A 25,511-nucleotide genomic window follows, 5' to 3' on the forward strand; every position below is an offset into this window, starting at 1 on the left:
GGGACACGTCATGGCATATTCATTCGATTTCACCTCGATCAACCCCACCACGCTGGAAGTGCTGGGCGAGGGCATGCTGGTCTCGCTCAAGATCACCGTCACCGCGGTGGTGGTCGGCATCGTCTGGGGCACCATCCTGGCGATGATGCGGCTGTCTTCCGTCAAGGTGCTGAACTGGTTCGCGCAGGGCTACGTCACCATCTTCCGGTCGATCCCGCTGGTGATGGTGCTGCTATGGTTCTTCCTGATCATCCCGCAGCTCCTGCAGAAGACGTTCAACCTTTCGCAGGCATCCGACCTGCGCATGACCTCGGCGCTGATCGCCTTTGCCTTGTTCGAGGCGGCGTACTATTCCGAGATCATCCGCGCGGGTATCCAGAGCGTGTCGCGCGGCCAGATGTTTGCCGCGCAGGCCATGGGCATGACCTACGGACAGTCGATGCGGCTGGTGATCCTGCCGCAGGCCTTCCGCAACATGGTGCCGCTGCTGCTCACGCAAGGCATCATCCTGTTCCAGGATACGTCGCTGGTGTACGTGAGCGCGCTGGCGGACTTCTTTGGCCAGGCCTACGGCATCGGCGAGCGTGACGGCCGCATCGTGGAGATGCTGCTGTTCGCCGGGCTGGTGTATTTCATTATCTGTTTCTCCGCATCGCTGCTGGTCAAGCGTTACCAGAAAAAGGTGGCCGTATGATTGAAATCAACAACGTCTCCAAGTGGTACGGCGCCTTCCAGGTGCTGACCGATTGCACCACCAAGGTCGCCAAGGGCGAAGTCGTGGTGGTGTGCGGCCCGTCGGGGTCGGGCAAGTCGACGCTGATCAAGACCGTCAACGCGCTGGAGCCCTTCCAGAAGGGCGACATCACGGTGGACGGCACTTCGGTGGGCTCGCCCAAGACCAACCTGCCCAAGCTGCGTTCGCGCGTGGGCATGGTGTTCCAGAACTTCGAGCTGTTCCCCCACCTGTCGATCACCGAGAACCTGACCATCGCCCAGATGAAGGTGCTCGGCCGCTCCAAGGAAGAGGCTACCGCCAAGGGCCTGAAGTACCTGGACCGCGTGGGCCTGAAGGCGCAGGCGGCCAAGTTCCCGGGCCAGCTGTCGGGCGGCCAGCAGCAGCGCGTGGCAATTGCCCGCGCGCTGTCGATGGATCCGATCTGCATGCTGTTCGACGAGCCGACCTCCGCGCTGGACCCGGAAATGGTCAACGAAGTGCTGGACGTGATGGTGCAGCTGGCGCAGGAAGGCATGACCATGATGTGCGTGACCCACGAAATGGGCTTCGCGCGCAAGGTGGCCAACCGCGTGATCTTCATGGACCAGGGCAAGATCGTCGAGGACTGCGCCAAGGAAGAGTTCTTCGGCAATATCGAAGCGCGCTCCGAGCGGGCCAGGCAGTTCCTGTCGAAGATCCTGCATCACTGATGCGGGACAAATCAGGGGGCGTTGGTCGAAGTCGACAGGATGCGCCAACACCGTCTGGAATGACGACGGTTGTCTCTCCCTCTCCCCTCAGGGGGAGAGGGCCGGGGAGAGGGGTGGCTTTGCTAGGAGCCACTTGGAGCGAAGCCTTCGGTTTTCTCCAGCACGCAGGCGTATCGAGCGCCCGCCCTCTCCCCAGCCCCTCTCCCACAAGTGGGAGAGGGGAGCACGACAACCCAGCTCCGGCTTTGTCGGCAAGCTGAAGGGACGCTCCGGCGTCCCTTTTTCATGCGGCGTATTCCCGAAGCCTCAGGTGCAGGCGCTGTTGGCCGCGTTCTTGGCCTGGACTTCCGGCGGGATCGGCACCGTCAGCGTCATCACCGAGCGGCCTTCCTCGAACATCATCAGCTCGCCGGGCGCGAAGGCGGTCCAGGTTTCGTTGTCGGTCAGCGGCGCGGTGGCGATCACCGCCACGCGGTCGTCGGGCGTGGTGACCTGGGCGAAGTCGATCGACAGGTCGGCATCGATCAGGTGGGCGGTGGAGAACGGCCACTGGCGCACGATGTAGTACAGGCGCGTGGAGCAGTGGGAGAACAATGCCTGGCCGTTGGAAAGCAGGTAGTTGAACACGCCGTGCTGCGTGATCTCGCGCGTGATGTCGGCGAGCGCGTGGCACAGCTCGTTGAGCGGCGGCTGCGAGCCGGGGAAGCGCTTGCGCAGCCCTGCATCAGCGTGCAGAAGGCGAGTTCGCTATCGGTGTCGCCGACCGGCTGGTAAACCCCTGACAGGAAGGGCGAGAAGTCCTTCAGGTCGCCGTTGTGGGCGAAGATCCAGTGCCGCCCCCACAGCTCGCGCATGAAGGGGTGGCAGTTTTCCAGCCGCACCGTGCCCTGGGTCGCCTTGCGGATATGCGAGATGACGTTCTTGGACTTGATCGGGTAGCGCTTGACCAGCTCGGCCACCGGCGAGGTGCCGGCGGACTGGTTGTCGATGAACAGGCGGCAGGCCTTGTCCTCGAAGAACGCCACGCCAAAGCCGTCGGCATGGTGATCCGTGACGCCGCCGCGGGCGGCGAAGCCGGTAAAGGAGAACGTCACGTCGGTCGGCGTGGCGCAGTTCATGCCGAGCAGCTGGCACATGGCGGGCACCGGAGCGGCAGCAGGCTGCCGGATTGCAATAGAATGTTCCATTATCCGGCCTGCCCGGGTTATCTGCCAAGCGCAGCGCGCCTTGCAGTGCGTTTCCCCCGATTTCAATACCATTCAGCGGGCCCTCGAGACATGAGCAAATACAAGATCGCAGTCATTCCCGGCGATGGCATCGGCACTGAAGTGATGCCTGAGGGCCTGCGCGTGATGGACGCCGCCGCGCGCCGGTTCGGCATAGACATGCAGTTCGACCACTTCGACTTCTCCAGCTGCGACTACTACGCCCGCCACGGCAAGATGCTGCCGGACGATTGGTTCGACACCCTGGTCAAGTACGACGCCATTTATTTTGGCGCGGTGGGCTGGCCGGACGCCGTGCCCGACCATGTCTCGCTATGGGGTTCGCTGCTGCAGTTCCGGCGCTCTTTTGACCAATATGTCAACCTGCGCCCGGTGCGGCTGATGCCCGGCATCCGCAGCCCGCTGGTGGACCGTGATGGCAATGCGCGCAAGCCGGGCGACATCGATTTCTACGTGGTGCGCGAGAACACCGAGGGCGAATACTCCAGCATCGGCGGGCGCATGTTCCCCGGCACCGACCGCGAGGTGGTGATCCAGGAAACGGTGATGACGCGCACGGGCGTGGACCGCATCCTCAAGTTCGCCTTCGAACTGGCGCAAAAGCGCCCGGCCAGGCATCTGACCTCGGCCACCAAGTCCAACGGCATCTCCATCACCATGCCCTACTGGGATGAGCGGGTGGAGGCCATGGCCACCAACTACCCCGGCGTGAAAGTCGACAAGTACCACATCGACATCCTGACCGCGCACTTCGTCCAGCACCCGGACTGGTTCGACGTGGTGGTGGCCAGCAACCTGTTCGGCGACATCCTGTCCGACCTGGGCCCGGCCTGCACCGGCACCATCGGCATTGCGCCCTCGGGCAATATCAACCCGGACCGCACCTTCCCCAGCCTGTTCGAGCCGGTGCACGGCTCCGCGCCCGACATCGCCGGGCGCGGCGTGGCAAACCCGATCGGCCAGATCTGGTGCGGCGCCATGATGCTGGAGCACCTGGGCCAGCCGGAAGCCGGCGCGGCCGTGCTGGGCGCCATCGAGAAGGTGCTGTCGGCCGGGCCGGAGCATGCTCCGCTGACCCGCGACATCGGCGGCAAGGCCGGTACGGCGGACCTGGGCCAGGCCATCGCGGGCGCGCTATGAGCACGGGCGCCCAACCTGTCCCGGCCACGGCGGCCGACGCGCGCAGCCTGCTGCTGGATAGCTTCCGTGCCGCGGTAGCGGCAGCCGATCCGCTGCGCATCGTGGCGGACCACCTGCCGCCGCCCCAGGCTGGCGGACGCACCCTGGTGGTCGGCGCCGGCAAGGCCGCGGCCTCGATGGCGCTAGCCGTGGAGCGGGCTTATGCCAGCCAGAACAGCGCGGTGCAGCTCGACGGCCTGGTGGTGACGCGCTACGCCCACGGCCTGCCGACCGAACACGTCCGCGTGATCGAGGCTGGCCACCCGGTGCCGGACGAGGCCGGCGAGCGCGCCGCGGCCGAGATCCTCGCGCGAGCGGGCGAGCTCGGGCCGGATGACAGGCTGATCGTGCTGGTGTCCGGCGGCGGTTCCAGCCTGCTGTCGCTGCCTGCGGAGGGCATCGCCATGGCGGACCTCAAGGCCACCACGCATGAGTTGCTGCGCTGCGGCGCGCCCATCACGGACATGAATATCGTGCGCAAGCACCTGTCGCGCATCCAGGGCGGGCGCCTCGCCCAGGCCTGCCGCGCGCCGGTGACCACGCTGATCGTGTCGGACGTGGCCGGGGACGACCCCAGCGCCATCGCCTCCGGCCCCACCGTGCCCGACGCCAGCACCTACGCCGATGCGCTGGCGATCCTGCGCCGCTACGGTGCGGCGGTCCCGCCGGTGGTGCAGGCTTACCTCGAGCGCGGTGCACGCGGCGAAGTGGCGGAAACGCCCAAGCCGGGCGATCCGCTGTTCGCGCGGGTGGAGAATCGCGTCATTGCCACCGCCCACGGCAGCCTGGTGGCGGCAGCGGATCACTTCCGCGCGCGCGGCATCCAGCCGGTGGTGCTGGGCGACACGGTGACCGGCGAGGCGCAGGAAGTTGCCCGGGTCTACGCGGCACTGGTGCGCGAGATACGCGCGTACAATGCGCCATTCGCGGCGCCCGTGGTGCTGATTTCCGGCGGTGAATGCACCGTCACGCTGCCGCAGGGCGGTGGCGGGGCGGCTGGAAAGCCCCGTGGCGGGCGCTGCTCGGAGTTCCTGCTCTCGCTCGCCCTGGAACTGGATGGCGTTGATAATGTGTATGCCATCGCGGCGGACACCGACGGCATCGACGGCTCCGAGGACAACGCCGGCGCGTTGCTGGACCCGTCCACGCTCGCGCGTGCGCAGGCTGCCGGCGCACCGGCGCGCGCCCGGCTCGACGCGCATGACGCCTGGGGCTTCTTCGAGGCCGCCGGCGACCTCGTGGTCACGGGCCCCACGCGCACCAATGTGAATGACTACCGCGCCATCCTGATTCTGTAATCCAAAGCAAGCGCCAGCCGCGACTGCCGGCCGGCCCCCCGAAAGCCATGACCCAGACTCTCACCATCACCCGCCCGGACGACTGGCACCTGCACCTGCGCGACGGCACGGCTCTGGCCGCCGTCCTGCCGGATACCGCCCGCCAGTTCGCCCGCGCCATCATCATGCCCAACCTGAAGCCGCCCGTGACCACGGTAGCGCAGGCCGCGGCTTACCGCGACCGTATCCTGGCCGCGCTGCCGGCCGGCATGGCGTTCGAGCCGCTGATGACGCTGTACCTGACCGACAAGACCACCGCCGAGGAAATCATCGCGGCCAAGGCCAGCGGCTTCGTGCACGGGGTCAAGCTGTACCCGGCCGGCGCCACCACCAATAGCGATGCCGGCGTGACCGACCTGCGCCACTGCGCGGCAGCGCTGGAAGCCATGCAGCGCGTGGGCCTGCCGCTGCTGGTGCACGGCGAAGTGACCGATCCGGCGATCGATATCTTCGACCGCGAGGCCGTCTTCATCGACAAGGTCATGACGCCGCTGCGCCGCGACTTCCCGGGCTCAAGGTGGTGTTCGAGCACATCACCACCAAGGACGCGGCCGAGTATGTGCGCGACGCCGACGGCCCCGTCGCCGCCACCATCACCGCGCATCACCTGCTGTACAACCGCAACGCCATCTTCACCGGCGGTATCCGCCCGCACTATTACTGCCTGCCGGTGCTCAAACGCGAGACGCACCGCGAAGCCCTGGTGGCTGCGGCCGTGTCCGGCAGCGAGCGCTTCTTCCTCGGCACCGACAGCGCGCCGCACGCGCGCGGGCTGAAGGAACATGCCTGCGGCTGCGCTGGCTGCTACACCGGGCTGCACGCCATGGAGCTGTACGCCGAGGCGTTCGAAGCCGCCGGTGCCCTGGATAAGCTGGAGGCCTTTGCCAGCTTCAACGGCCCGGCCTTCTACAGCCTGCCGCGCAATAGCGGCACGCTCACCCTGGTCCGCGAGGAATGGGAACTGCCGGCCGAACTGCCGTATGGCGAAACCACGCTGGTGCCGCTGCGCGGTGGCGAGACGCTGCACTGGAAGGCCCGCTAAGCCGCGCTGGCGAAGTGGACGCGGCAGTGGAAGCGGCAGTGAAAGCAAAAGGTCATGTCCGGCCGGTGCCGGCGTCACAGGATGCCGACGCCGTAGCCAGGCTGGCGCTGGTCGCCGCGGTGGCGCAGATCGACTGGGCACAGCCGTGGTTCCGGCCGTTCGCCACCATCGGCACGGCGCTGGATAGTGCGCTGAAGGTCGGCGCCGACCTGCGCGCCGTCCTCAGCACAATGGCCACGCAACGTGCGCTGCGCAATGCCCGCGGCGTGCCGCTGCGTTTCGTTGCGCAAGCCGAACTGCCCGCCGGCACGGCCTACGAGGCACATATCTACGCCACCGGCGCCGTGCCGACGCGCGACAACCTGCACGATTTCTTCAATGCGCTCATCTGGCTGCATTTCCCCCGTTCCAAGCGGGTGCTGAACCGGCTGCAGGCCCACGCCATCGCGGCGGCAGGCGTGCAGGGCCGCCGTGGCAGCCTGCGCGACGCCGCTACCTTGTTCGACGAGAACGCCATCCTGTTCCTGAGCGCCGACAGTGGCCTGGAGTCCGTGTTGCGCGGCTTCGGCTGGGAGCATCTGTTCGTGGCGCGGCGGGATGTCTGGGACGGTAGCGAGCACGCCGGCAGCCGCGACGGCACAGCCCGCTGCAGCGTGGTGCCCTTCGGCCACGCCCTGCTGGAAAAGCTGGTGCGGCCCTACAAAGCGCTGACCGCGCATGCGTGGCCGCTGGCCGTCCCGCCGGCCGCCGGCGCTGCCCTGCCTGGCTCGCTCGACGATTCCGTGTGCGCCTCGCTCGAGGCGGCCGAGTTGCACAGCGGCCGCTTTGCGCCATTGCCGGTGCTGGGCATCCCCGGCTGGTGCGAAGCCAATCGCGATCCGGCCTACTACGCGGATACCACGGTGTTTCGTCGTGGGCGCCGCGCGCAGGCTGCATGAGGGTGGCCGGTTCGTGGTCAAACGGTGTTAGACTGCGGGCCGCAAAGCAGGCCAGACAATCGCTGCTTGCACCCTCGCGGTGCAAGGGGAGGAAAGTCCGGACTCCACAGGGCAGGGTGTTGGCTAATAGCCATCCACGGCAACGTGCGGAATAGGGCCACAGAGACGAGTCTTGCCATCGGGTTCGCCTGATGGGAAGGGTGAAACGCGGTAACCTCCACCTGGAGCAATCCCAAATAGGCAGGCATTGAGGCGGCCCGCTGAGCCTGCGGGTAGGGAGCTTGAGCCGGTCGGTAACGACCGGCCTAGAGGAATGATTGTCACGTGCCGGCAACCGCAAGGAAGCCGGCGCGCACAGAATCCGGCTTATCGGCCTGCTTTGCTTCTGATTCTTTAGTGTGGCGCGCACCCATCCCCAATGGGAGCGCCACAACCGGCCCTCCGGGGCTGGCCAGGCGCCAGGCGCCTACACCTCTACAATTTCCACCGTGTGCGTGATTTCCGCGGTCTTGGCCAGCATGATCGAGGCCGAGCAATACTTGTCGTGCGACAGGTGGATGGCGCGCTCGACAGCCCCGGGGTTCAGGTTGCGGCCGCTCACCGTGAAGTGGAAGTTGATCTTGGTGAACACCTTCGGGTCTTCGCTGGCGCGCTCCGCTTGCAGCTTGACGCTGCAGCCGCGCACATCCTGCCGGCTCTTCTTCAGGATCAGCACCACGTCATAGGCGGTGCAGCCGCCGGTACCCAGCAGGACCATTTCCATCGGACGCGGGGCCAGGTTGTGGCCACCGCCCTCGGGCGCACCGTCCATCGCCACAATATGGCCACTGCCCGTCTCGGCCACGAAGCTCATGCCGTCGGTGCCCATCCAAGTTACTTTGCATTCCATTTTGTTCGATCCTGCGTTCTGGTGAGTGCGTATTCGATCATGAACACGCGATTTCGAAGCTTGCTTTTTGAGTATAGGCCACTTGCTGGTAAGTGCCGTAACTCGGCTATTTTCCCGAAAACTGAAGCTTTCTTCTAAGATGACAGTACTGTGACAGTGCTGTAACCTTCTAAGCTATTGACTTTATTGAGTAAAATATTTTCATGTGCGGCTTCATGATTTTTTACAATACGGAATACAATTTCGCACTGCAAATTTCCTTGCGCTGGGAGGGCGCCCGTGTATAATTTGAATTATTGAACGACGGCGCACAAGGTGGCGCAGAGTGCGAAAGCGAATCGGATGGTTACAGCCACATTCGCCGGCCCGCACCGCGACCCAGCCCCGTCGATCTCCCGGTGTCTCCTCCACCCTCCTCCTTTGGTGGATTCAAACCCAAGCTCAATAGCTTGGGTTTTTTTATTCTGCGCCTGTGCGGCCAGATGCGCGGCCAGATGCGCTTCCTGCCGCGAAGTGCCTCATGACCTGCTTTTCTGCCGGTCGCTGCCATTCCGGATAGCGAGCAGCACACTGCGCGGCACCATCTTGGCGTTCTTCCCTAACTTTCCTTGTGCTCAGGCCTCAGTCCGCAGTATACTCGTGGGCTTTTCCGTCATGCCCGCGGGAAGGAATTCAGGGAGAGCCTGCACATACAAGCAGGAAGGTCAGATCCTAAGGGTCGGCCGACGACGTAAAGTCAATGTTTCGGGCAGGTTCTACAAGTCTCAGGAAAAATCATGAAGACCTTTTCCGCAAAGCCTGCAGAGGTTAAGCGCGACTGGTACGTGATTGACGCGACGGACAAAGTCCTCGGCCGTGTTGCCAGCGAAGTGGCACGCCGACTGCGCGGCAAGCACAAGCCGGAATTTACTCCGCACGTCGACACGGGTGATTACATCATCATCGTCAACGCAGGCAAACTGCGTGTCACGGGTACCAAAGAAACCGACAAGAAGTACTATCGTCACTCGGGTTACCCGGGCGGCATTTACGAAACGACGTTCGGTAAGATGCAGCAACGTTTCCCGGGCCGCGCCCTGGAAAAAGCTGTGAAGGGCATGTTGCCGAAGGGCCCGCTGGGCTATGCGATGATCAAGAAGCTGAAGGTTTACGCCGAAGCCGAGCATCCGCATGAAGCGCAGCAGCCTAAAGCGCTGGAAATCTAAGGGGGCCATCCATGATCGGAAATTGGAATTACGGTACTGGCCGCCGCAAGAGCGCAGTGGCTCGGGTCTTCATCAAGTCGGGCAAGGGCGATATCATCGTCAATGGCAAGCCCATCAATGAGTATTTCGCTCGCGAAACCTCGCTGATGATCGTGCGCCAGCCGCTCGAACTGACTGCCAACGCACAGACCTTCGACATCAAGGTCAACGTGACTGGCGGCGGTGAAACGGGTCAAGCCGGCGCAGTGCGCCACGGCATCACCCGTGCACTGATCGACTACGATGCCACCCTGAAGCCGTCGCTGTCCAAGGCCGGTTTCGTCACGCGCGATGCGCGTGAAGTGGAACGTAAGAAGGTCGGTTTCCACAAGGCGCGTCGTCGGAAGCAATTCTCGAAGCGTTGATGTGTGTTCGGCAGGTCCGGTTCACCGGATCTGGCCGCGCCAGAAAAAAACCGCACGGTTCGCCGTGCGGTTTTTTTGCCCCCGGCGCTCGTGAAGACGTGTGCAATAGCGCGCAACGGCTGGCTTTAACCACGTTTTACAAATACTTTGCATCTCCCCGGCTACAATCCCTGCTCCTGCCGCCCGGAGAACCCGACCATGATGCATAGGATGCGATGGCCAGCCGACCCGCACCGCGCCAGCCTGTCGGTGCCGCCCGCCCGCCGCGCATGAGGTATCGCTTGTTGCGCCCGCGCCGGGGCTCGCTGTCCGGGAGCCTGGCGGTGCGTTCGCACCTGCCGTGGCGGCTTCGCGTGCTGGGCGCCGCGTTGATGCTCGTCGTCATGCTCGTCGTGGCGGTGGTCGCCGCGGGTTGGGCGTACGACGCTGGCCGGCGGCTCACCGGCGCCCCGGATATGACGGCGCAGGGCAAGGCGCTGCACGAGCAGGTTGCGGCGATGACGGCCCAGCGCGAGCGCTTGCAGGCGGTGGCCAATACCGCCGAGGCGCAGTTGCTGATGGCGCGCAGCGCCCAGGAGGCGCTGGCCGGGCAGTTGAAGACGGCAGAAGGCGAGGTCGCCCAACTCAAGGAAGACCTGGCCTTCTTTGAGAGCCTGCTTCCGGCCAGCGGCAATACCTCCGGCATCCATGTGCGGAGTTTTCGCGTGGGTCTTGATGAAGCCGACCCACTGAAGATGCACTATCGATTGCTGATAATGCAGGGTGGATCCAAGGCTTTTTCCTCCTTGCCTGAGTTCCGCGGTGAGTTACAGTTGGTCGTTTCACTGCTGCGGGATGGCAAGCCAGTCACATTGAGCCTGCCCGAAAACGGCGCCGGCGCGCTGCCTGGCCTGCGGGTCACGCACTACCAGCGGATTGAAAGCGCCTTTGCGCTGCCTGCGGGCGCCGCGGTGCGGGCGGTCACGGTACGAATTTTGCAAAACGGTCAGTTGCGCGCGACCCAGACGGCCATGCCGTAAGGCTGCGCTGGGCCAGCAACGAAAAAAGGGACCTATGTTGTTTTCCAAGAAGAAAAGCCTGTCGATCGATACCCTGATCGGCCAGCACAGTGTGATCCAGGGCGACCTGACGTTTTCGGGCGGCCTGCGCCTGGACGGCCGGGTACGCGGCAACGTGATAGCGGCTGCCGACCAGGCAAGCATGCTGGTCATCAGCGAAAAGGGCGTGGTCGAGGGCGAGGTCCGGGTCGGACACCTGATCCTCAACGGCACGGTCACCGGGCCGGTGCACGCGACCGAGCTGCTGGAGCTGCAACCGCACGCCCGCGTGCAGGGCGAGGTGCACTACGCCGCGCTGGAAATGCACCAGGGCGCATTGGTGGAAGGCCGCCTGGTGCCGCTCGGCAGTGCGGAGCCCAAGGCGCTGCCCAACCTGGTCCTGGCATCCGGCGCGCAGGAATCCGCCTGATACGGCACCTCCGGCCTGGTTGTACCAACAGAACCCCTTGAATTCACGGGGTTTCGGCACGATCTTCCCAGAGCGCTTAAAATACAGGCGTATCTACATAGGAGAACCCCATGAACGCAGTCGCAGAGGCACCCGTTACCGAGGACATGCCGGCCCCGTTCGTCTTTACTGACAGCGCTGCCGACAAGGTCAAGCAGTTGATCGAGGAAGAGGGCAATGCCGAGCTGAAACTGCGCGTGTTCGTGCAGGGCGGCGGCTGTTCCGGCTTCCAGTATGGCTTCACCTTCGATGAAGAGGTGAACGAGGACGACACCACGCTGGACAAGAATGGCGTCACGTTGTTGATTGACTCGATGAGCTACCAGTATCTGGTGGGTGCCGAGATTGATTACAAGGAAGACATCAACGGCGCACAGTTCGTGATCAAGAACCCCAACGCAAGCACCACCTGCGGTTGCGGCTCTTCGTTCTCGGTGTAAGGCTCGCAAGAGCGCCACGGATTCCGGTGGTAATAAAAAAGCGCACTTCGGTGCGCTTTTTATTTACTTCTCCCGGCGCCAGACCACCGGGAACCAGTCTTCGCGCATCCGCTCGCCGCTGGCCAGCCCGATCCCGGGGAAGGGCGGCGAGGTACGGCCCGGCCGCTCCAGGTAGCGCACGTCGTCACCCAGGAAACGTGCCGAGAAGGCGCGGCGCCGTCCCGCGCCGGTATTGCCCGCGGCGCCATGCACCGTGCGGAAGTCGAACACCACGGCATCGCCCGGCTCCAGCGCCGGCATCAGGATGGCGTGGTTGCCGTCGTCCACGTCCGGCATCTCCATGAACTGGTCGCTGCCGGCGTAGAAATTCTCATTGCTGGCCCAGCGCTTGGGCCGTACCAGCTTGGGCCAGCGATGCGAGCCCAGCACCACGCGCAAGGTATTGGCGGTGGTGACCGGGTCCAGCGGGATCCAGTAGCTCGCGGTCTGCAGGCCATCCACACAGTAGTAGGGCAGGTCCTGGTGCCACGGCGTAGGCTTTGCCGTGCCCGGTTCCTTGACCAGGATGTGCTCGTGGAACACCTGGACGGACTCGGCCTGCATGATGTCGCCGGCGATGGCGGCGGCCGGCGAGCGCCGGATGAAATCGGCGAACGGCTGGATGCGCTCCCAGTTGCAGTAATCCTCGAAAAAACGGCCGCGTTCGCCGCTGCCGACGTTCTCGATGGCAAAGGGGCCGGGCTGGGCGAGATTCTGCTCGAATCCTTCGCGCAGCGGCGTCACCCAATCGGCGAAGGCGCCGCGCAATACCAGGGCGCCGTCGCGCTGGTAGGTCTCGATATCGGCTGTAGTGATGTGCATGGGGGTCCCGTGGATGGCTGGCCTAGGACGAGTATCGGGGCAGGGCGGCAATAGGAAAAGAATATATTTCCTATGCTGTAGTATAGGAAATCATGATTGGATTCTCCTTCCGCCAGCTCGAGTACTTTGTCGCGGCCGCCGAGCACGGCAGCATCAGCGCGGCTGCCCGCGCGCGCCATGTATCGCAGCCTTCGGTGTCGCAGGCCGTGGCGCAGCTCGAGGAAACGCTGGGCGAGGCCCTGTTTCGCCGCCAGGTCAGCCGCGGGCTGGAACTGACGCCGGCGGGCCAGCGCTTGCTGGGCCGCGCCCGCGACATTCTGGCACTGGCGGCCGGCCTGGCAAGCGATGGTGCGGACCAGGCGCAGGCGCGTGGCCTTAGCGGGCAACTGTCGCTGACGTGCTTCCAGGATCTTGGCGCCTACTACGCGCCGCGGCTGCTGGCCGGCTTCCGGCGCCTGCATCCGCATGTTGCCGTGACGCTGTTCGAGGCCGACCTGGCCACGGTGCATCGCACGCTCACTGCCGGCAAGGCGGAACTGGCGCTGACCTACGATCTCGGCTTCGACCAGCGCATTGCGCGCTGGATACTTGCCCGGCTTGCGCCATACGCGCTGCTGCCTGCCGGCCATGCGCTGGCCGCCCAGCAAAGCGTAAGCCTGAAAGACCTGGCTGGCGAACGGCTGATCCTGGAAGACATTGCGCAAACACGTGAGTACTTCCTCTCGCTGTTCTGGGCGCACGGCTTGCGCCCGCAGCTGCACCAGTACACGCAGACCTTCGAGATGCAGCGCGGCCTGGTGGCGCACGGCTATGGCGTGGCGCTGTCATGCACGCGCCCGGCGGGCGACCACAGCTACGACGGCCAGCCCATCGTCTGCCTGCCGCTGCGCGAGGCCGTGACGCCGCAGCGCGTGGTGCTGGCGCGTTCGCCGGCCATGCGGCCTTCGCCCGTCGCCGAGGCATTTATCCAGTGGGTTTGCGAGGCAGGCCACGCCGGGCCGGCATGAGGGTAGGGAGGTTTTGCTACCGAGGGTAGAGCGCGCCCAATACGCGCGGGCCGGCCGCGCCGGTGACGGTGGGCACATTGCCCGGCGCCCTGCGCAGCATCTGGCGCGCCAGCCAGGCAAAGGCGATGCCTTCCACCTGCGATACCGGAACGCCCAGGTCGTCCGAGCTTTGCACCGTGACGCCGGGCAGCGCATGCGCCAGCAGCGCCATCACCAGGCCGTTGCGGGCGCCGCCGCCGCAAACGATCAGCCGCGCCGCGTCGGGCGCGTGCAGGCGGATGTCGCGGGCAATGGCCTCGGCGGTCAGCGCGGCCAGCGTGGCCTGCACGTCGGCGGCATCGAGTGCCTTGCCGAGCTGGGAAAGATGATTCTCCAGCCAGGCGGGATGGAACAGGTCGCGGCCCGTGCTCTTGGGCGGGGCCACGCTGAAATAGGGCTCGGCCAGCAGGCGTGCCAGCAGTGCGTGGTCGACCTTGCCGCTGGCGCCCCAGGCGCCGTCGGCGTCGTAGGCCAGGCCGTGATGCCGGTCGATCCAGTAGTCGAGCAGCACGTTGCCCGGGCCGCAGTCGAATCCGGTAACCGGCCGCGCCGCGCCGCCTGCGCTGGCGGCGGGCAGCACGCTGATATTGGAGATCCCGCCGATATTGCACGCCACCCGTGTTTCGGCGGCGTCTCCGAACAGCGCCTGGTGCAGCGCCGGCACCAAGGGCGCGCCCTGGCCGCCGGCCGCCACGTCGCGGCTGCGGAAATCCGCCACCACGTCGATGCCCGTCAACTCTGCCAGCAGCGCGGGTTGCTGGCTCTGGCGGGTATAGCCGGTGCCATCGTACAAGCCGGGCCGATGGCGCACGGTCTGGCCGTGCGCGCCGATCGCCGCGATGGCGCCCGGCGCCTGGCCGGCATCGCGCAGCAGGGCAGCCACGCAAGCCGCATAGACGCGCGCCAGCCCATTGGCCGCCAGCGCCTCGCGGTGGATTTCATCATTGCCGGGCTGCTGCAGCGCTGCGAACGCGTCGCGCAGCTCGGCGGGGAAGGGCTGGAAGGCCGCCGCCAGCACCGCGGGCCGTGGCCCGGAGAAATCGACCAGCACGCCGTCCGCGCCGTCCATGCTGGTGCCGGACATGATGCCGATGAAGCAGTCTGAGGACGATGTTTGCATGCTGGCCGGGCGGGCTCGATCAATTGCTGGCCGAAGCCACGTTGTAGGTACGCAGCGCGTTGATGCGGCTGAGCATCTCGCTGGTATAGCTCAGGAACTGCTGGCGCGCCGGGCCCGACAGCGCGGGCGTGTCGAGCGCGGCGATGGCCAGCGGGTTCAGCGGCACATCGTTGACGCGGAACTCGTAGTGCAGGTGCGGGCCGGTGGCCCAGCCGGTCTGCCCGACGAAGCCAATGACCTCGCCTTGCGACACATGCTGCCCGCGCTTCATCGTGGCAAAGCCGGACAGGTGCGCGTAGTAAGTGGAGTAGCCGCTATGGTGCTTGAGGATGACGATGTTGCCGTAGCCGTTCTGCTGGCCGACAAACTCGACTTCACCGTCGCCGGTGGCCATCACCTTGGTGCCCGTAGGTGCGGCAAAGTCCACGCCTTTGTGCTGCGCCCAGTGGTGGTGCAGCGGATGGTCACGCCCGCCGAAGCCCGACGACACGCGCGAGAACTCCACGGGCGAGCGCAGGAACGGCCGCTTCATGCTGCGCCCGTCGAAGGTGTAGTACGCGCCCTGCTTGCTGCCTTCCGGTGCGTACCAGAGCGCCTGGTGCAACTGGTTGTGGTTGATCAGCTCGACCGCGACCACGCGGCCGTTGCGCACAAACGCGCCGTCGCGAAAGCCCGCTTCGTAGACGATGCGGAAGCGGTCGCCGCTGGTGATGTCGTGGTGGAAGTCGATCACGCCGGAGAAGATCGAGAGCATCTGCTGGACGATCTCGTCGGGCACGTTGGCAGCGTCCATGGCCTTGAAGAAACCGCCGTTGGCGATGGCGCCGGACAGCATCTCGTAGTGCAGCTCGTTCTTCACAGACTGCACGCGGGCCTTGTAGACCGGATCGGCAGGGTCGCCCGCGCGTTCGATCACCAGCTCGCGGGAGGCGTTTGCGTCACCGCCGAGGTTGGCTTGCAGCGACACCAGCAGGTTGTTCTCGTCGACCTCGGCCTGCACCGTCTGGCCGGGATTGAGGTCGAACAGGCCGCGCGCGGTGGTGTTGCGGCGGATAAAGGCCTGCGCATCGGGGTCGTCCACGCCAAGCCGCTTGAGCAGGCTGCCAATGGTGTCGCCACGCTGCATGCGCTCTTCGCGCACAAAGGTAGCGTCGGTTTCGGTAAGCTGTTCGAGTTGTGTGCGTAAATCGGGCAGGCGTATCGCCTCCCGGACACGCGGAGCCTGGGGATCGTCGAAGGCGCTACGGGGGGCCACGCCCATGGCGGCGGCCATGCCCAGCGTGAACACCGTACCCACCGCCGCTGTCAACTGCTTGCGCCGACGGGCGTGCAGGGCATTGGTAGGATCGACTAGAACCACCAGCTCACGCGCGAAAACTTCGCGGAGTCTGGACCACATCACGTAAAATTCACTCTTTGTTTCGGGCTGCGCTGCCGCGACGATTTGCCTCGTCTGCCTTCCTCCCCGAGGTGCGGCGCCTGCCATATTGGTTTGCCGCCTAGAATGGCGGTTGGCCCACGGGAGCATTCCCGTTTGCACAAGAAGCGCGGATTATACCAAAACCGGCCGCAAGCCGTTTTTGTGTCCCCGTCTGAATTCTCATGTTTTTCAAAGACTTACGTCATGACTGAAGTTTCCTCCGGCGCTGCCACCTCCTACCCCCTCACGCCCACCGTGATGCACGCCCTGGAGGTGTCCAAGCGCGGTTGCGACGAACTGCTGGTCGAATCCGAATGGCTGGCCAAGCTCGCGCGCAGCGAGGCTACCGGCGTGCCGCTGCGCATCAAGCTGGGGCTGGACCCGACCGCGCCCGATATCCATATCGGCCACACGGTGGTGCTCAACAAGATGCGTCAGTTGCAAGACCTGGGCCACCAGGTCATCTTCCTGATCGGCGACTTCACCTCCACCATCGGCGATCCGTCCGGGCGCAACGCCACCCGTCCTCCGCTCACGCGCGAGCAGATCGAGGCCAACGCCCAGACCTACTACAGCCAGGCCAGCCTGGTGCTGGATCCGGCCAGGACCGAGATCCGCTACAACAGCGAGTGGTGCGATCCGCTGGGTGCGCGCGGCATGATCCAGCTGGCGGCCAAGTACACCGTGGCGCGGATGATGGAGCGCGACGACTTCACCAAACGGTTCCGCACTGGGATTCCGATTTCGGTGCATGAGTTCCTTTACCCGCTCATGCAGGGCTACGATTCGGTCGCGCTCAAGGCCGACCTGGAGCTGGGCGGCACCGACCAGAAGTTCAACCTGCTGGTGGGCCGCGAGCTGCAGAAGGAATACGGCCAGGAGCAGCAGTGCATCCTGACCATGCCGCTGCTGGTGGGCCTGGACGGCGTGGAGAAGATGTCCAAGTCCAAGGGCAACTACATCGGCGTGACCGAAGCCCCGAGCGAGATGTTCGGCAAGCTGATGAGCATCTCGGACGACCTGATGTGGAAGTACTTCGAGCTGCTGTCGTTCCGCCCCATGAGCGAGATCGACCTGATGAAGCAGGAGATCTCGCTGGGCCGCAATCCGCGCGACTGCAAGGTGATGCTCGGCCAGGAGATCGTCACGCGCTTCCACAGCGCTGCCGACGCCGGGCGCGCGCTCGAGGACTTCAACCACCGCGCGCGCGGCGGCGTGCCCGACGAAATCCCCGAGGTCAGCCTTTCCGGCGCGCCGCTGGGCATCGGCCAGTTGCTCAAGCAGGCCAACCTGGTGCCCTCCACGTCGGAAGCCAACCGCAATATCGAGCAGGGCGGCGTCAAGATCGACGGCACCATCGTCAGCGACAAGGGGCTGAAGGTCGAGGCTGGCAGCTACGTCGTGCAAGTGGGCAAGCGCCGCTTCGCACGCGTGACGCTGGCCTGAGGCCGGGCAGGGACGGTTCATGATCGCGTTGATCCAGCGGGTCGCACAGGCCCGCGTCACTGTCGACGGCCGCACTACCGGGGAGATCGGCGCCGGCCTGCTGGCACTGGTCTGCGCCGAGCGTGGCGACACCGAAGCGCAGGCCGAGCGGCTACTCGCCAAGCTGCTGGCTTACCGCGTGTTTTCCGATGAGGCCGGCAAGATGAACCTGCCCGTGCAGGACATCGATGGCCGCGGCACGCGCGGCGGCCTGCTGGTGGTGTCGCAGTTCACGCTGGCCGCCGATACCAACAGCGGCACGCGGCCCAGTTTCACCCCGGCCGCGGCGCCGGCCGATGGCGAGCGCCTGTACAACCATTTCGTGAAGCGCGCGCGCGCCGCGCATGGCGAGGTGCAGACCGGCGAGTTCGGCGCCATGATGCAGGTCAGCCTGGTCAACGACGGTCCGGTCACCTTCTGGCTGCGTGTGCCGCCGGCCGCGCCGGCCACCAATTCCCAGCCAGCGCAGGCCAGCGGCTGATGCGGCGACGGCCTGACCGGACATGACCCAGACAGTTACCCTCTACATCGCCACCGGCCTCAACGGCATGATCGCTTCGCCGGACGGGAGCGTGGACTGGCAACTGGCGGCGCACCGCGCCGTCGACGACGGCCTGCTGCAGCTCAGCTACCGCCGCCGCACCTCACCGCCGGGACCGGCCTCGGCCTGATCCCGCATGCCGCGCAGCGCGCGGCGCAACCCAGCAAGGAGAGAAACATGAAACTCTGGAGCAAGGCATTTAGCGACAACGGGCCGATTCCCGTCGAGTTCGCTTTCGGTGCGATCGACCCCGCCACCCACGTGACGCTGTCGAGCAACCGCAATCCCGACCTGCACTGGGATGAGGCGCCGGCCGAGACGCGTTCCTTTGTGCTGACCTGCCACGATCCGGACGTGCCCAGCCGTGGCGACGACGTCAACCAGGAAGGGCGCGAAGTGCCCGCCTCATTGCCGCGCGTGGACTTCTTTCACTGGGTGCTGGTGGATATTCCGATGGGGCTGCGCACTATCTCAGCAGGCACCCACAGTGATGGCGTGATCGCGCGCGGCAAGCCGGGCCCCGAGGCCACCGGCGGCACCGCCGCGGCGGGCGGGCTGCGCCACGGCCTGAACGACTACACCGGCTGGTTTGCAGGTGACCCGGACATGAAGGGCGACTACTACGGCTACGACGGCCCTTGCCCGCCGTGGAACGACAGCCTGGTGCACCGCTACGTGTTCACCGTCTACGCGCTCGACCTGGACCGCCTGCCGCTCGAGGGCACCTTCACGGGCGCCCAGGTGCGCGAAGCCATCCAGGGCCACGTATTGGCACAGGCCGCCTTCACCGGCACCTATACCCTCAATCCGAAACTCGCCGGCCAGCCGGCGAAGTAAGCATGGGCCGCGCGGCGCGCAAGCGCTGCCCGCCAGGGACGCTACGACCGCGTAGCGTCGCCTAAATCGCCTAAAGCGCCTGAGTCGCGTAGAGGAAACGGCATGTCGCAATTGCCCGGGCCGCATTCGCTGGCCTTCACCCACCTGATCCTGATCCGTCACGGTGAGACCGCATGGAACCGCGAACGGCGCCTGCAAGGCCAGCTCGACATCCCGCTCAATGCCACCGGCGCGGCGCAGGCGGATGCCCTGGCCCAGGCGCTGGCGGTCGAGCCGATCGATGCGGTCTACGCCAGCGACCTGTCGCGCGCGATGCAGACGGCGGCGCCGCTGGCCGAGGCGCTTGGCCTTGCGGTGCAGCCCGATTCCCGCTTGCGCGAGCGCTGCTACGGCTCGCTCGAAGGCATGACCTACGCGGAAATGGCCGAGCAGCTGCCCGAGGATTTCGCCAGGTGGCAAGCGCGGGTTCCCGACTACGCGCCCGATGGCGGTGAGTCCTTGCTGGCGTTTCACGAGCGCGCGGTGGAAGCCGCGCTGGCGCTCGGGCGCCGCCATCCCGGCGAGCGCATTGCCCTGGTGGCGCACGGCGGCGTGCTGGACTGCCTGTACCGCGAAGCCAACGACATGACGCTGGAGGCGCCGCGCCGGCACGAGCTGCTCAATGCCAGCATCAACCGGCTGCGCTGCGACAGCGTGCGGCTCACGGTCATGCAGTGGGCGGACGTGGGCCACCTGGAAGCGCTCACCCTCGACGAAGTCGACCGCAGGGTGCCCTGAGCCGCGCTGGCCGCGCGCTACACCCGCAGGCGGAAGGGCGTGAAATCGGTATTGCGGTCGTAGAAGTCTTCGCGCTCGGCGCGCTTGAGGAAGTTCACCACCTTGTAGGTGACCGGCGTCATCACCACTTCCCATGTGGTCTTGAGGATGTACTGGGCAATGGCGACCTGGATCACCTTCTCCAGCGGCCAGACGCCGTAGAAGGCGATCACGTAGAACAGCGAGGAATCGACCAGCTCGCCGGCCAGCGTGGAGCCGATGGTGCGGGTCCACAGCCAGCGGCCATTGGTCCACAGCTTCATCTTGGCCAGCACGTAGCTGTTGGTGAAGCTGCCGCAGCAGAACGCGATCAGCGAGCCCATCGCGATGCGCCAGGTATTGCCGAAGACGTCTTCCAGGCTCTTCTGGTAATCGCTCATGAAGGGCGCCACCGGCATCTTCAGCACCACCAGGCTCATGAAGGTGGCGAACGCCAGCGCGGCGAATCCGGCCCAGACCACGCGGCGATCCCGCCCGTAGCCGTAGACCTCGGTCAGCACGTCCCCAAAAATGTAGGAGATCGGGAAGAACAGCACGCCCGCGCCGAAGGTCACCGCGCCGATCACCGGCAGCGTGACCTGGGCCGCCTTGGCCGCGCCGATCAGGTTGGAGCACAGCAGGACCGTGACGAAAGCCACCATCACAAGATCGTAGTAACGATAGACGCGCCCGCTGTGGGCGGGCGTGGCGCTTGACATGGTCATCGGGGTGTTCCAGGGGGCGATTTTGCGCGATTATGCCAGCCGCGCCACCACCTTGCCCCGCCACACTGTAGACGAGCGGGCACCCTGGCCGGGTCGCCCCGGGCCAGGGCTGCCTGCGTGGGGGCTGCGGCTAGATGTTCAGCTTGCTGATCTTGGAGCCGTCCAGCGACACGTCGAACATCAGCCCGACATTGGTCTGCAGGAAGGCGATCACCGGCTGCTGGCCGGTGATCGTATCGAGTTTGCCGTTGGCACCGACCTTGGCGAGCGCCACGCCGGCATCCGCGCCGACCGTCCAGCCGCTGCTGCTGACGAACTTGTTGTAGGCATCGGGCGTCATGAACATCAGCACCACCGACTTGGACTGGCCGCCGGCAGTCAGGCCGACCGAGGCAGAGGTCGTGCGGTAGTAGCCCATCGGGGCACCGTTTGAGCGCAGCACGCCCTCGCCGTATTCGCCGCCAACTACCAGCCCAGCAGACAGCACACGCGGGAAAATCAGGATGCCCTGGGCTCGCGACGCCAGGTCGCGGGAGCCGTCGACCGTCGTGAACAGCCGGTTGAGCGCGCCGTCGGCACCGGCATCGATTTCTTTCTTCTTGGCCGCCGCGTCGGTTGGCGCATAGGTGCCGGTCGTGGTGCAGCCAGCCGCGAACGCGGTGGCCACGACCAGGCTCGAGCCCGCCAGCCGGGTGACAAAGTGGCGTCGATTCATGTGCTCTCTCCTGTCTGGGATCCGTTAGCCGGCCGTCGGGCATCTGCCGTCTGTCGTCGCCTTGCCTTGGCGGTCGGGGCTAAGTCATTGTGGACAAGGAGGTTGCCCGCAGCAATGCATGACAAAAGAATTGTCTGGGGGCCTCGAAACTATTTAATGCGGATTTCGATGCCGCTCAGGCAGGCGCCGGATCGCCGCTGTCCCCGGGGGCGGCCAGCCCGAAGTGCCGGTAGGCGGCAGCGGTGGCCATGCGGCCCCGTGGTGTGCGCTGCAGGTAGCCCTGCTGGATCAGGAAAGGCTCGAGCACGTCCTCGATGGTGTCGCGCTCCTCGCCGATGGCAGCGGCCAGGTTATCCACGCCCACCGGGCCGCCGCTGAACTTGAGCAGGATCGCTTCCAGCAGCTTGCGGTCCATCAGGTCGAAGCCGACCGCGTCCACGTCGAGCATGGCGAGTGCGGCGTCGGCAATCGTGCGGGTGATGTTGCCGTCTCCTTTGACCTCCGCAAAGTCGCGCACGCGGCGCAGCAGCCGGTTGGCGATCCGCGGCGTGCCGCGCGCGCGGCGTGCGATTTCCAGCGCGCCCATCGGGTCGATGCGGGCACCCAGCAGCTGGGCGGAGCGCGTGACGATGCGCGAGAGCTCCTCGGCGGTGTAGAACTCCAGCCGCGCCACGATGCCGAAGCGATCGCGCAGCGGGTTGGTCAGCATGCCCGCGCGGGTGGTGGCGCCGACCAGCGTGAAGGGCTGCAGGTCCAGCTTGACCGAGCGCGCGGCCGGGCCTTCGCCGATCATGATGTCGATCTGGTAGTCCTCGAGCGCCGGGTACAGGATTTCCTCGACGACCGGGGAAAGCCGGTGGATTTCGTCGATGAACAAGACGTCGTTGGCTTCCAGGTTGGTCAGCAGCGCGGCCAGGTCGCCCGGGCGCTCCAGCACCGGGCCCGAGGTCTGGCGCAGGTTGACGCCCATCTCACGGGCGATGATGTGCGCCAGCGTTGTCTTGCCCAGCCCAGGTGGCCCGAACAGCAGCACGTGATCGAGCGCTTCGCGGCGGTTGCGCGCGGCGTGCATGAAGATGTCGAGCTGGCCGCGCACTTTTTCCTGGCCGACATATTCGTCGAGCAGCTTGGGACGCAGCGCGCGCTCGAAGGCCTCTTCGTTGGGGGAGACGGCGGTGGGGGCGATCACGCGATCGGGGCCCCGCTCGGTGGCTAGCTTGTCGGTTTCGATCATGTTACGGATGCGGGCAAAGTGGTTGGATTGTAGCCCTTCCGGGCGTGGCGCCGGCCGCGCGGGCCCTGTGCCGCCAGCGCGGGCTCAGCGTCGGGAGCGTCCTTGGCCTGCCCTCGATCCGGCCGGGTCAACCCTTGGACAGCGACTTCAGCGCCATCTTGATGCCGTCCGACACGCCGGTGCCGGCCGGCACCTGCTTGATCGCCAGTGCCGCCTCCTTCTCCGAGTAGCCGAGTGCCAGCAGCGCGTTGAGGATGTCGACGGCGTTGTCGTGCACCGGGGTGCTGCCGGGCGCAGCCCCAAGCTCGGCGCCCAGCTTGCCCTTGAGCTCTAGCAGCAGGCGCTCGGCGGTCTTCTTGCCGATGCCCGGCACGCGCGTCAGGCGCCCCGCTTCCTGCAGCGTGATGGCCTGCGCCAGTTCGCTGACCGACATGCCGGAGAGCACCGCCAGCGCCATGCGCGCACCGATGCCGGTGATCTTGATCAGCTCGCGGAAGGTGTTGCGCTCGGTGGCGCTGCCGAAGCCGTACAGCAGGTGCGCATCCTCTCGCACGATCTGCTGGGTCAGCAAGGTAACGGGATGGCCGACGGCGGGCAGGTTGTAGAAGGTGCTCATCGGCACGTCGATCTCATAGCCGACGCCGTGGCAATCGACCAGCAGGTGCGGGGGATTCTTCTCGATGAGGGTGCCGGCGATGCGTCCGATCATGGTGTGGTGTCTGCAGCGAATTACGGCGCGTGCGCCGGGATGGGAAGGGAGTGCGGCGGCGGGCACCGCAGGGAAGGCCCGCCATCGCGAAGGCCGCCAGTGTAGCCCAGCGTGCGGCGTACCGGCGCTGCCGGGCCACATTGGCCAATGGGTATCGGCTATCGGCTATCGGCTATCGGCCCAGCGTGTCCACCGCCTGGCGTCCCAGCGCGGGATCGTCGGTGAAGAAGCCGTCGATGCCGGCGGCGAGGAATGCTTGCACCTCGCGCACCATGCCGCTGGGGCTGCGCGTGGCATCATCGCCGCCGGTGCGCAGGTTGCGCGGCAGGAAGGTGTTCTCAGGGCGGAAGGTATAGGGATGGACCAGCAAGCCGGCCGCGTGCGCGTTGCGCACCAGCGCGGTCGGCGTGCCGAGGTTGCCGTTGGCGTCGCGGGGCACCACGCTGGACTTCTCCGGGCCGATGCCGTTGGCGTAGCTGGCCACTTCGCGCAGGCCGATCGGGGTCATCATGTTGGCGAAGGTGCGGGTGTCGCCGGCCAGGCGCCAGTCGGCAGGCCGGTTCTTCGCGCCACCCATCAATTGGATGAGCTTCACATTGGGCATGCCCTGGGCCAGGCGCTGGCGCATCTCGCGCAGGTTGCCAGTCTCGAAGGACTGCACGAATACGGGCGCGCTGCGCGTATATGCATGGGCTTGCAGCGTGGCCACCAGCTTCTCCTCCAGCGGCAGCCCGATGCCGCGGAAATAGCTCGGGTGCTTGGTTTCCGGATACAGGCCGATCACGCGCCCGCTGCGTTGCGATGCCTTGGCCACCAGCTCGATGATTTCGTCGAAGGTGGGGATCTCGAACTTGTCGTTGTACTGGGTATTGGCCTTGCGCACCTGCGGGATGCGCTCGCGCGCGCGCAACGTCTTGAGCTCAGCCAGCGTGAAGTCTTCGGTGAACCAGCCGTCCAGGCGCTCGCCGTCGATCACCTTGATGCGCTTGCGGCTGGCGAACTGGGGCAGCTCCGCCACATTGGTCGTGGTGCCGATCTCGTTCTCGTGCCGGGCCACCAGCACGCCGTCGCGCGTCATCACCAGGTCGGGCTCCACCACGTCGGCACCGTCGTCGATGGCGCGCTGGTAGGACGCCAGCGTGTGCTCAGGGCGCAGCGCGCTGGCGCCGCGATGCCCGATCACCAGCGCCTTGGGCGCGGCTGGCGCCGGGCTGGGGGCCGGGGCTGCCGGGGCGGTGGCCACGGGCGGCTGCGCGGCGCAGCCGGCGAGGACCGCGGCGGCCAGCGCGGACAGCAGTGCTGGCAGGCGAGCGGAGCGGAGCGAATTCAAGGCGCGGAACGCGCGAAGCGAAGCGGAGCATGCGGCATCCTTTGGCGGGCGATCGCTCGATTGTAAGAGACTTGAAGGTGCAGGCGGCTGCTTAGCCGCTTGGCTCACTTAGCCGATCAGGCGCCCACGCCGTACGCGCATGCCCTTGCGCACCAGGTCCGGGGCCAGCCCGGTCAGGGCGGTGAGCGTGTTGCTGCCATTGGCATGGCAGATTGCCATGCCCAGCGCATCCGCCGCGTCGGAGCTGGGCCGCCCCGTCAGGCTCAGCAGGCGCATCACCATTTCCTGCACCTGTTCCTTGTTGGCGCGGCCGTAGCCGACTACCGCCACCTTCAATTGCAGTGCTGTGTACTCGAACACCGGCAGGCCATGCGCCACCAGCCCGCAGATCGCCGCGCCGCGGGCCTGGCCCAGCAGCAGCGTGGATTGCGGGTTGACGTTGACGAATACTTTCTCGATCGCGGCGCAATCGGGCGCGTAGGTGCGGGTGACTTCGCTGATGCCGTCGAAGAGGGTTTTCAGCCTTGCCGGCAGGCCGCTGTCGCCGTCGCTCTTGATGGTGCCGGAGGCGATGTAAGTTAGCTTGTTGCCGTGCTTTTCGAGCACGCCGAAGCCGGTGGTGCGGAGGCCGGGGTCGATGCCGAGGATACGCATGAGGGTCGGGCTCGGCTTTTAATGGGTGATGGGGGATTGTAACGTTGGGAGGGTGGGGGCGGCTGCAACTGCAACTGCAACTGCAACTGCTTAAAGTCAAAAGCAGTTTCACCACCCCTGCGGGGCGGCGACCTACTTTTTTGTCTTGCCAAAAAAGTAGGCAAAAAAGGCGCGCCGGATGGGGCGACACCCCCTCGGGATTCGACGAAAAGAGCGGCCGGGACCCAAACTCGCATCGCCTTAAGGCGATACTCAGACATGGGTCCCTCTTTTCCGCTCTTTTCGCCGAATCCCGAGGCGCCCCATACGGCCTTGGCACACCTTCACGGCTCGCTTCGCATCGCGTTTGGGTGTGGCCCGCCCTTCGGGGCGCTTCACACGGCTACCACAATGGGCTGATTCTTCCGCTGGTTTGCTCCCCTCTCCCGCTTGCGGGAGAGGGGCCGGG

Annotated in this window: 26 protein-coding genes, 1 other RNA gene and 2 pseudogenes; 18 read left to right on the plus strand and 11 right to left on the minus strand. The window is 65.9% G+C overall.

The features are described from left to right. Positions 1-10 precede the first annotated feature (10 nt). Both gltK and OMK73_RS31715 read left to right on the plus strand, forming a co-directional pair. Complete coding sequence (gene gltK, locus OMK73_RS31710) at positions 11-694, plus strand: glutamate/aspartate ABC transporter permease GltK (RefSeq protein WP_267605505.1); 684 nt, start codon at positions 11-13, stop codon at positions 692-694. Continuing rightward, positions 691-1,425 carry an amino acid ABC transporter ATP-binding protein gene (locus tag OMK73_RS31715; RefSeq protein ID WP_150987966.1) on the plus strand — a complete coding sequence of 245 codons (735 nt, stop codon included), beginning with the start codon at positions 691-693 and terminating at the stop codon, positions 1,423-1,425. The genes gltK and OMK73_RS31715 overlap by 4 nt, the downstream gene beginning before the upstream one ends. A 306-nt stretch (positions 1,426-1,731) precedes the next feature. Here OMK73_RS31715 and OMK73_RS31720 read toward each other — a convergent pair. After that, positions 1,732-2,684, minus strand: a pseudogene (locus tag OMK73_RS31720) (class II glutamine amidotransferase). Positions 2,685-2,702: 18 nt separating this feature from the next. On the opposite strand from OMK73_RS31720, the gene OMK73_RS31725 reads away from it, so the two are divergent. The 5 genes and pseudogenes from OMK73_RS31725 to rnpB all read left to right on the plus strand — a co-directional run bounded on the left by OMK73_RS31725 (position 2,703) and on the right by rnpB (position 7,532). Continuing rightward, positions 2,703-3,791, plus strand: coding sequence for a tartrate dehydrogenase (locus tag OMK73_RS31725; RefSeq protein WP_267605506.1), 1,089 nt, complete (start codon positions 2,703-2,705; stop codon positions 3,789-3,791). Continuing rightward, positions 3,788-5,128: a glycerate kinase type-2 family protein gene (locus OMK73_RS31730; protein WP_267605507.1), complete on the plus strand. Its 1,341-nt coding sequence runs from the start codon at positions 3,788-3,790 to the stop codon at positions 5,126-5,128. The genes OMK73_RS31725 and OMK73_RS31730 overlap by 4 nt, the downstream gene beginning before the upstream one ends. Before the next feature lie 47 nt (positions 5,129-5,175). Next, positions 5,176-6,209 (plus strand): annotated as a pseudogene (gene pyrC, locus OMK73_RS31735) (dihydroorotase). Positions 6,210-6,247: 38 nt separating this feature from the next. Beyond that, positions 6,248-7,147, plus strand: a complete 900-nt coding sequence (locus OMK73_RS31740) for a DUF3025 domain-containing protein (protein ID WP_267605508.1) — start codon at positions 6,248-6,250, stop codon at positions 7,145-7,147. 43 nt (positions 7,148-7,190) lie between these two features. Continuing rightward, positions 7,191-7,532: RNase P RNA component class A (rnpB, locus tag OMK73_RS31745), an RNA gene on the plus strand. Positions 7,533-7,613: 81 nt separating this feature from the next. On the opposite strand, the gene OMK73_RS31750 is transcribed toward rnpB, so the two are convergent. Next, positions 7,614-8,036: an OsmC family protein gene (locus OMK73_RS31750; RefSeq protein WP_267605509.1), complete on the minus strand. Its 423-nt coding sequence runs from the start codon at positions 8,034-8,036 to the stop codon at positions 7,614-7,616. 776 nt (positions 8,037-8,812) lie between these two features. On the opposite strand from OMK73_RS31750, the gene rplM reads away from it, so the two are divergent. The 5 genes from rplM (at position 8,813) to erpA (ending at position 11,591) form a co-directional block, all read left to right on the plus strand. Next, a complete protein-coding gene (gene rplM / locus OMK73_RS31755; RefSeq protein ID WP_006156415.1) occupies positions 8,813-9,241 on the plus strand; it encodes a 50S ribosomal protein L13 in 429 nt (142 codons plus the stop codon). Positions 9,242-9,252: 11 nt separating this feature from the next. Then, on the plus strand, positions 9,253-9,645 hold the full coding sequence (rpsI, locus tag OMK73_RS31760; protein WP_006156414.1) for a 30S ribosomal protein S9: 393 nt from the start codon (positions 9,253-9,255) through the stop codon (positions 9,643-9,645). A gap of 323 nt (positions 9,646-9,968) precedes the next feature. Next, positions 9,969-10,664, plus strand: coding sequence for a DUF6776 family protein (locus OMK73_RS31765; RefSeq protein WP_267605510.1), 696 nt, complete (start codon positions 9,969-9,971; stop codon positions 10,662-10,664). Positions 10,665-10,698: 34 nt separating this feature from the next. Further along, positions 10,699-11,112, plus strand: coding sequence for a bactofilin family protein (locus OMK73_RS31770; RefSeq protein WP_267605511.1), 414 nt, complete (start codon positions 10,699-10,701; stop codon positions 11,110-11,112). Positions 11,113-11,222: 110 nt separating this feature from the next. Beyond that, positions 11,223-11,591, plus strand: coding sequence for an iron-sulfur cluster insertion protein ErpA (gene erpA, locus OMK73_RS31775; RefSeq protein WP_150987988.1), 369 nt, complete (start codon positions 11,223-11,225; stop codon positions 11,589-11,591). Positions 11,592-11,654: 63 nt separating this feature from the next. On the opposite strand, the gene OMK73_RS31780 is transcribed toward erpA, so the two are convergent. Further along, positions 11,655-12,452: a phytanoyl-CoA dioxygenase family protein gene (locus OMK73_RS31780; RefSeq protein ID WP_267605512.1), complete on the minus strand. Its 798-nt coding sequence runs from the start codon at positions 12,450-12,452 to the stop codon at positions 11,655-11,657. 92 nt (positions 12,453-12,544) lie between these two features. Between OMK73_RS31780 and OMK73_RS31785 the strand changes: the two genes are divergently transcribed. Next, the gene (locus OMK73_RS31785) at positions 12,545-13,459 is read left to right on the plus strand and encodes a LysR family transcriptional regulator (RefSeq protein ID WP_267605513.1); all 915 of its coding nucleotides are present in this window, start codon (positions 12,545-12,547) and stop codon (positions 13,457-13,459) included. A gap of 16 nt (positions 13,460-13,475) precedes the next feature. Here OMK73_RS31785 and OMK73_RS31790 read toward each other — a convergent pair whose 3' ends face one another. Then, positions 13,476-14,618, minus strand: a complete 1,143-nt coding sequence (locus tag OMK73_RS31790) for an anhydro-N-acetylmuramic acid kinase (RefSeq protein ID WP_267605514.1) — start codon at positions 14,616-14,618, stop codon at positions 13,476-13,478. 19 nt (positions 14,619-14,637) lie between these two features. After that, the gene (locus OMK73_RS31795) at positions 14,638-16,017 is read right to left on the minus strand and encodes a M23 family metallopeptidase (protein ID WP_267605515.1); all 1,380 of its coding nucleotides are present in this window, start codon (positions 16,015-16,017) and stop codon (positions 14,638-14,640) included. 225 nt (positions 16,018-16,242) lie between these two features. Here OMK73_RS31795 and tyrS point away from each other — a divergent pair, with 225 nt between their 5' ends. The 5 genes from tyrS to OMK73_RS31820 all read left to right on the plus strand — a co-directional run bounded on the left by tyrS (position 16,243) and on the right by OMK73_RS31820 (position 19,678). Further along, complete coding sequence (tyrS, locus tag OMK73_RS31800) at positions 16,243-17,484, plus strand: tyrosine--tRNA ligase (protein WP_267605516.1); 1,242 nt, start codon at positions 16,243-16,245, stop codon at positions 17,482-17,484. Positions 17,485-17,503: 19 nt separating this feature from the next. Next, positions 17,504-18,004, plus strand: coding sequence for a D-aminoacyl-tRNA deacylase (gene dtd / locus OMK73_RS31805; protein WP_267605517.1), 501 nt, complete (start codon positions 17,504-17,506; stop codon positions 18,002-18,004). Between the two features lie 22 nt (positions 18,005-18,026). Then, a complete protein-coding gene (locus tag OMK73_RS31810) occupies positions 18,027-18,194 on the plus strand; it encodes a hypothetical protein (RefSeq protein ID WP_267605518.1) in 168 nt (55 codons plus the stop codon). A gap of 47 nt (positions 18,195-18,241) precedes the next feature. Further along, the gene (locus OMK73_RS31815) at positions 18,242-18,901 is read left to right on the plus strand and encodes a YbhB/YbcL family Raf kinase inhibitor-like protein (protein WP_267605519.1); all 660 of its coding nucleotides are present in this window, start codon (positions 18,242-18,244) and stop codon (positions 18,899-18,901) included. Positions 18,902-19,003: 102 nt separating this feature from the next. Next, on the plus strand, positions 19,004-19,678 hold the full coding sequence (locus tag OMK73_RS31820; RefSeq protein WP_267605520.1) for a histidine phosphatase family protein: 675 nt from the start codon (positions 19,004-19,006) through the stop codon (positions 19,676-19,678). 17 nt (positions 19,679-19,695) lie between these two features. Here OMK73_RS31820 and OMK73_RS31825 read toward each other — a convergent pair whose 3' ends face one another. From OMK73_RS31825 to ruvC, 6 genes are all read right to left on the minus strand, one after another. After that, a complete protein-coding gene (locus OMK73_RS31825; protein ID WP_267605521.1) occupies positions 19,696-20,421 on the minus strand; it encodes a queuosine precursor transporter in 726 nt (241 codons plus the stop codon). Between the two features lie 130 nt (positions 20,422-20,551). Further along, a complete protein-coding gene (locus OMK73_RS31830) occupies positions 20,552-21,136 on the minus strand; it encodes a YSC84-related protein (RefSeq protein WP_267605522.1) in 585 nt (194 codons plus the stop codon). Positions 21,137-21,311: 175 nt separating this feature from the next. Continuing rightward, positions 21,312-22,370, minus strand: a complete 1,059-nt coding sequence (gene ruvB, locus OMK73_RS31835) for a Holliday junction branch migration DNA helicase RuvB (protein WP_267605523.1) — start codon at positions 22,368-22,370, stop codon at positions 21,312-21,314. A 127-nt stretch (positions 22,371-22,497) separates the two neighbouring features. Next, the gene (gene ruvA, locus OMK73_RS31840; RefSeq protein WP_150988018.1) at positions 22,498-23,079 is read right to left on the minus strand and encodes a Holliday junction branch migration protein RuvA; all 582 of its coding nucleotides are present in this window, start codon (positions 23,077-23,079) and stop codon (positions 22,498-22,500) included. A 172-nt stretch (positions 23,080-23,251) separates the two neighbouring features. Beyond that, positions 23,252-24,409 carry a glycerophosphodiester phosphodiesterase gene (locus tag OMK73_RS31845; protein WP_267605524.1) on the minus strand — a complete coding sequence of 386 codons (1,158 nt, stop codon included), beginning with the start codon at positions 24,407-24,409 and terminating at the stop codon, positions 23,252-23,254. A gap of 108 nt (positions 24,410-24,517) precedes the next feature. Beyond that, on the minus strand, positions 24,518-25,063 hold the full coding sequence (gene ruvC / locus OMK73_RS31850; protein WP_267605525.1) for a crossover junction endodeoxyribonuclease RuvC: 546 nt from the start codon (positions 25,061-25,063) through the stop codon (positions 24,518-24,520). Positions 25,064-25,511 lie beyond the last annotated feature (448 nt).

The organism is Cupriavidus sp. D39 (genome assembly GCF_026627925.1).
GTDB classification, from domain to species: domain Bacteria; phylum Pseudomonadota; class Gammaproteobacteria; order Burkholderiales; family Burkholderiaceae; genus Cupriavidus; species Cupriavidus ulmosensis.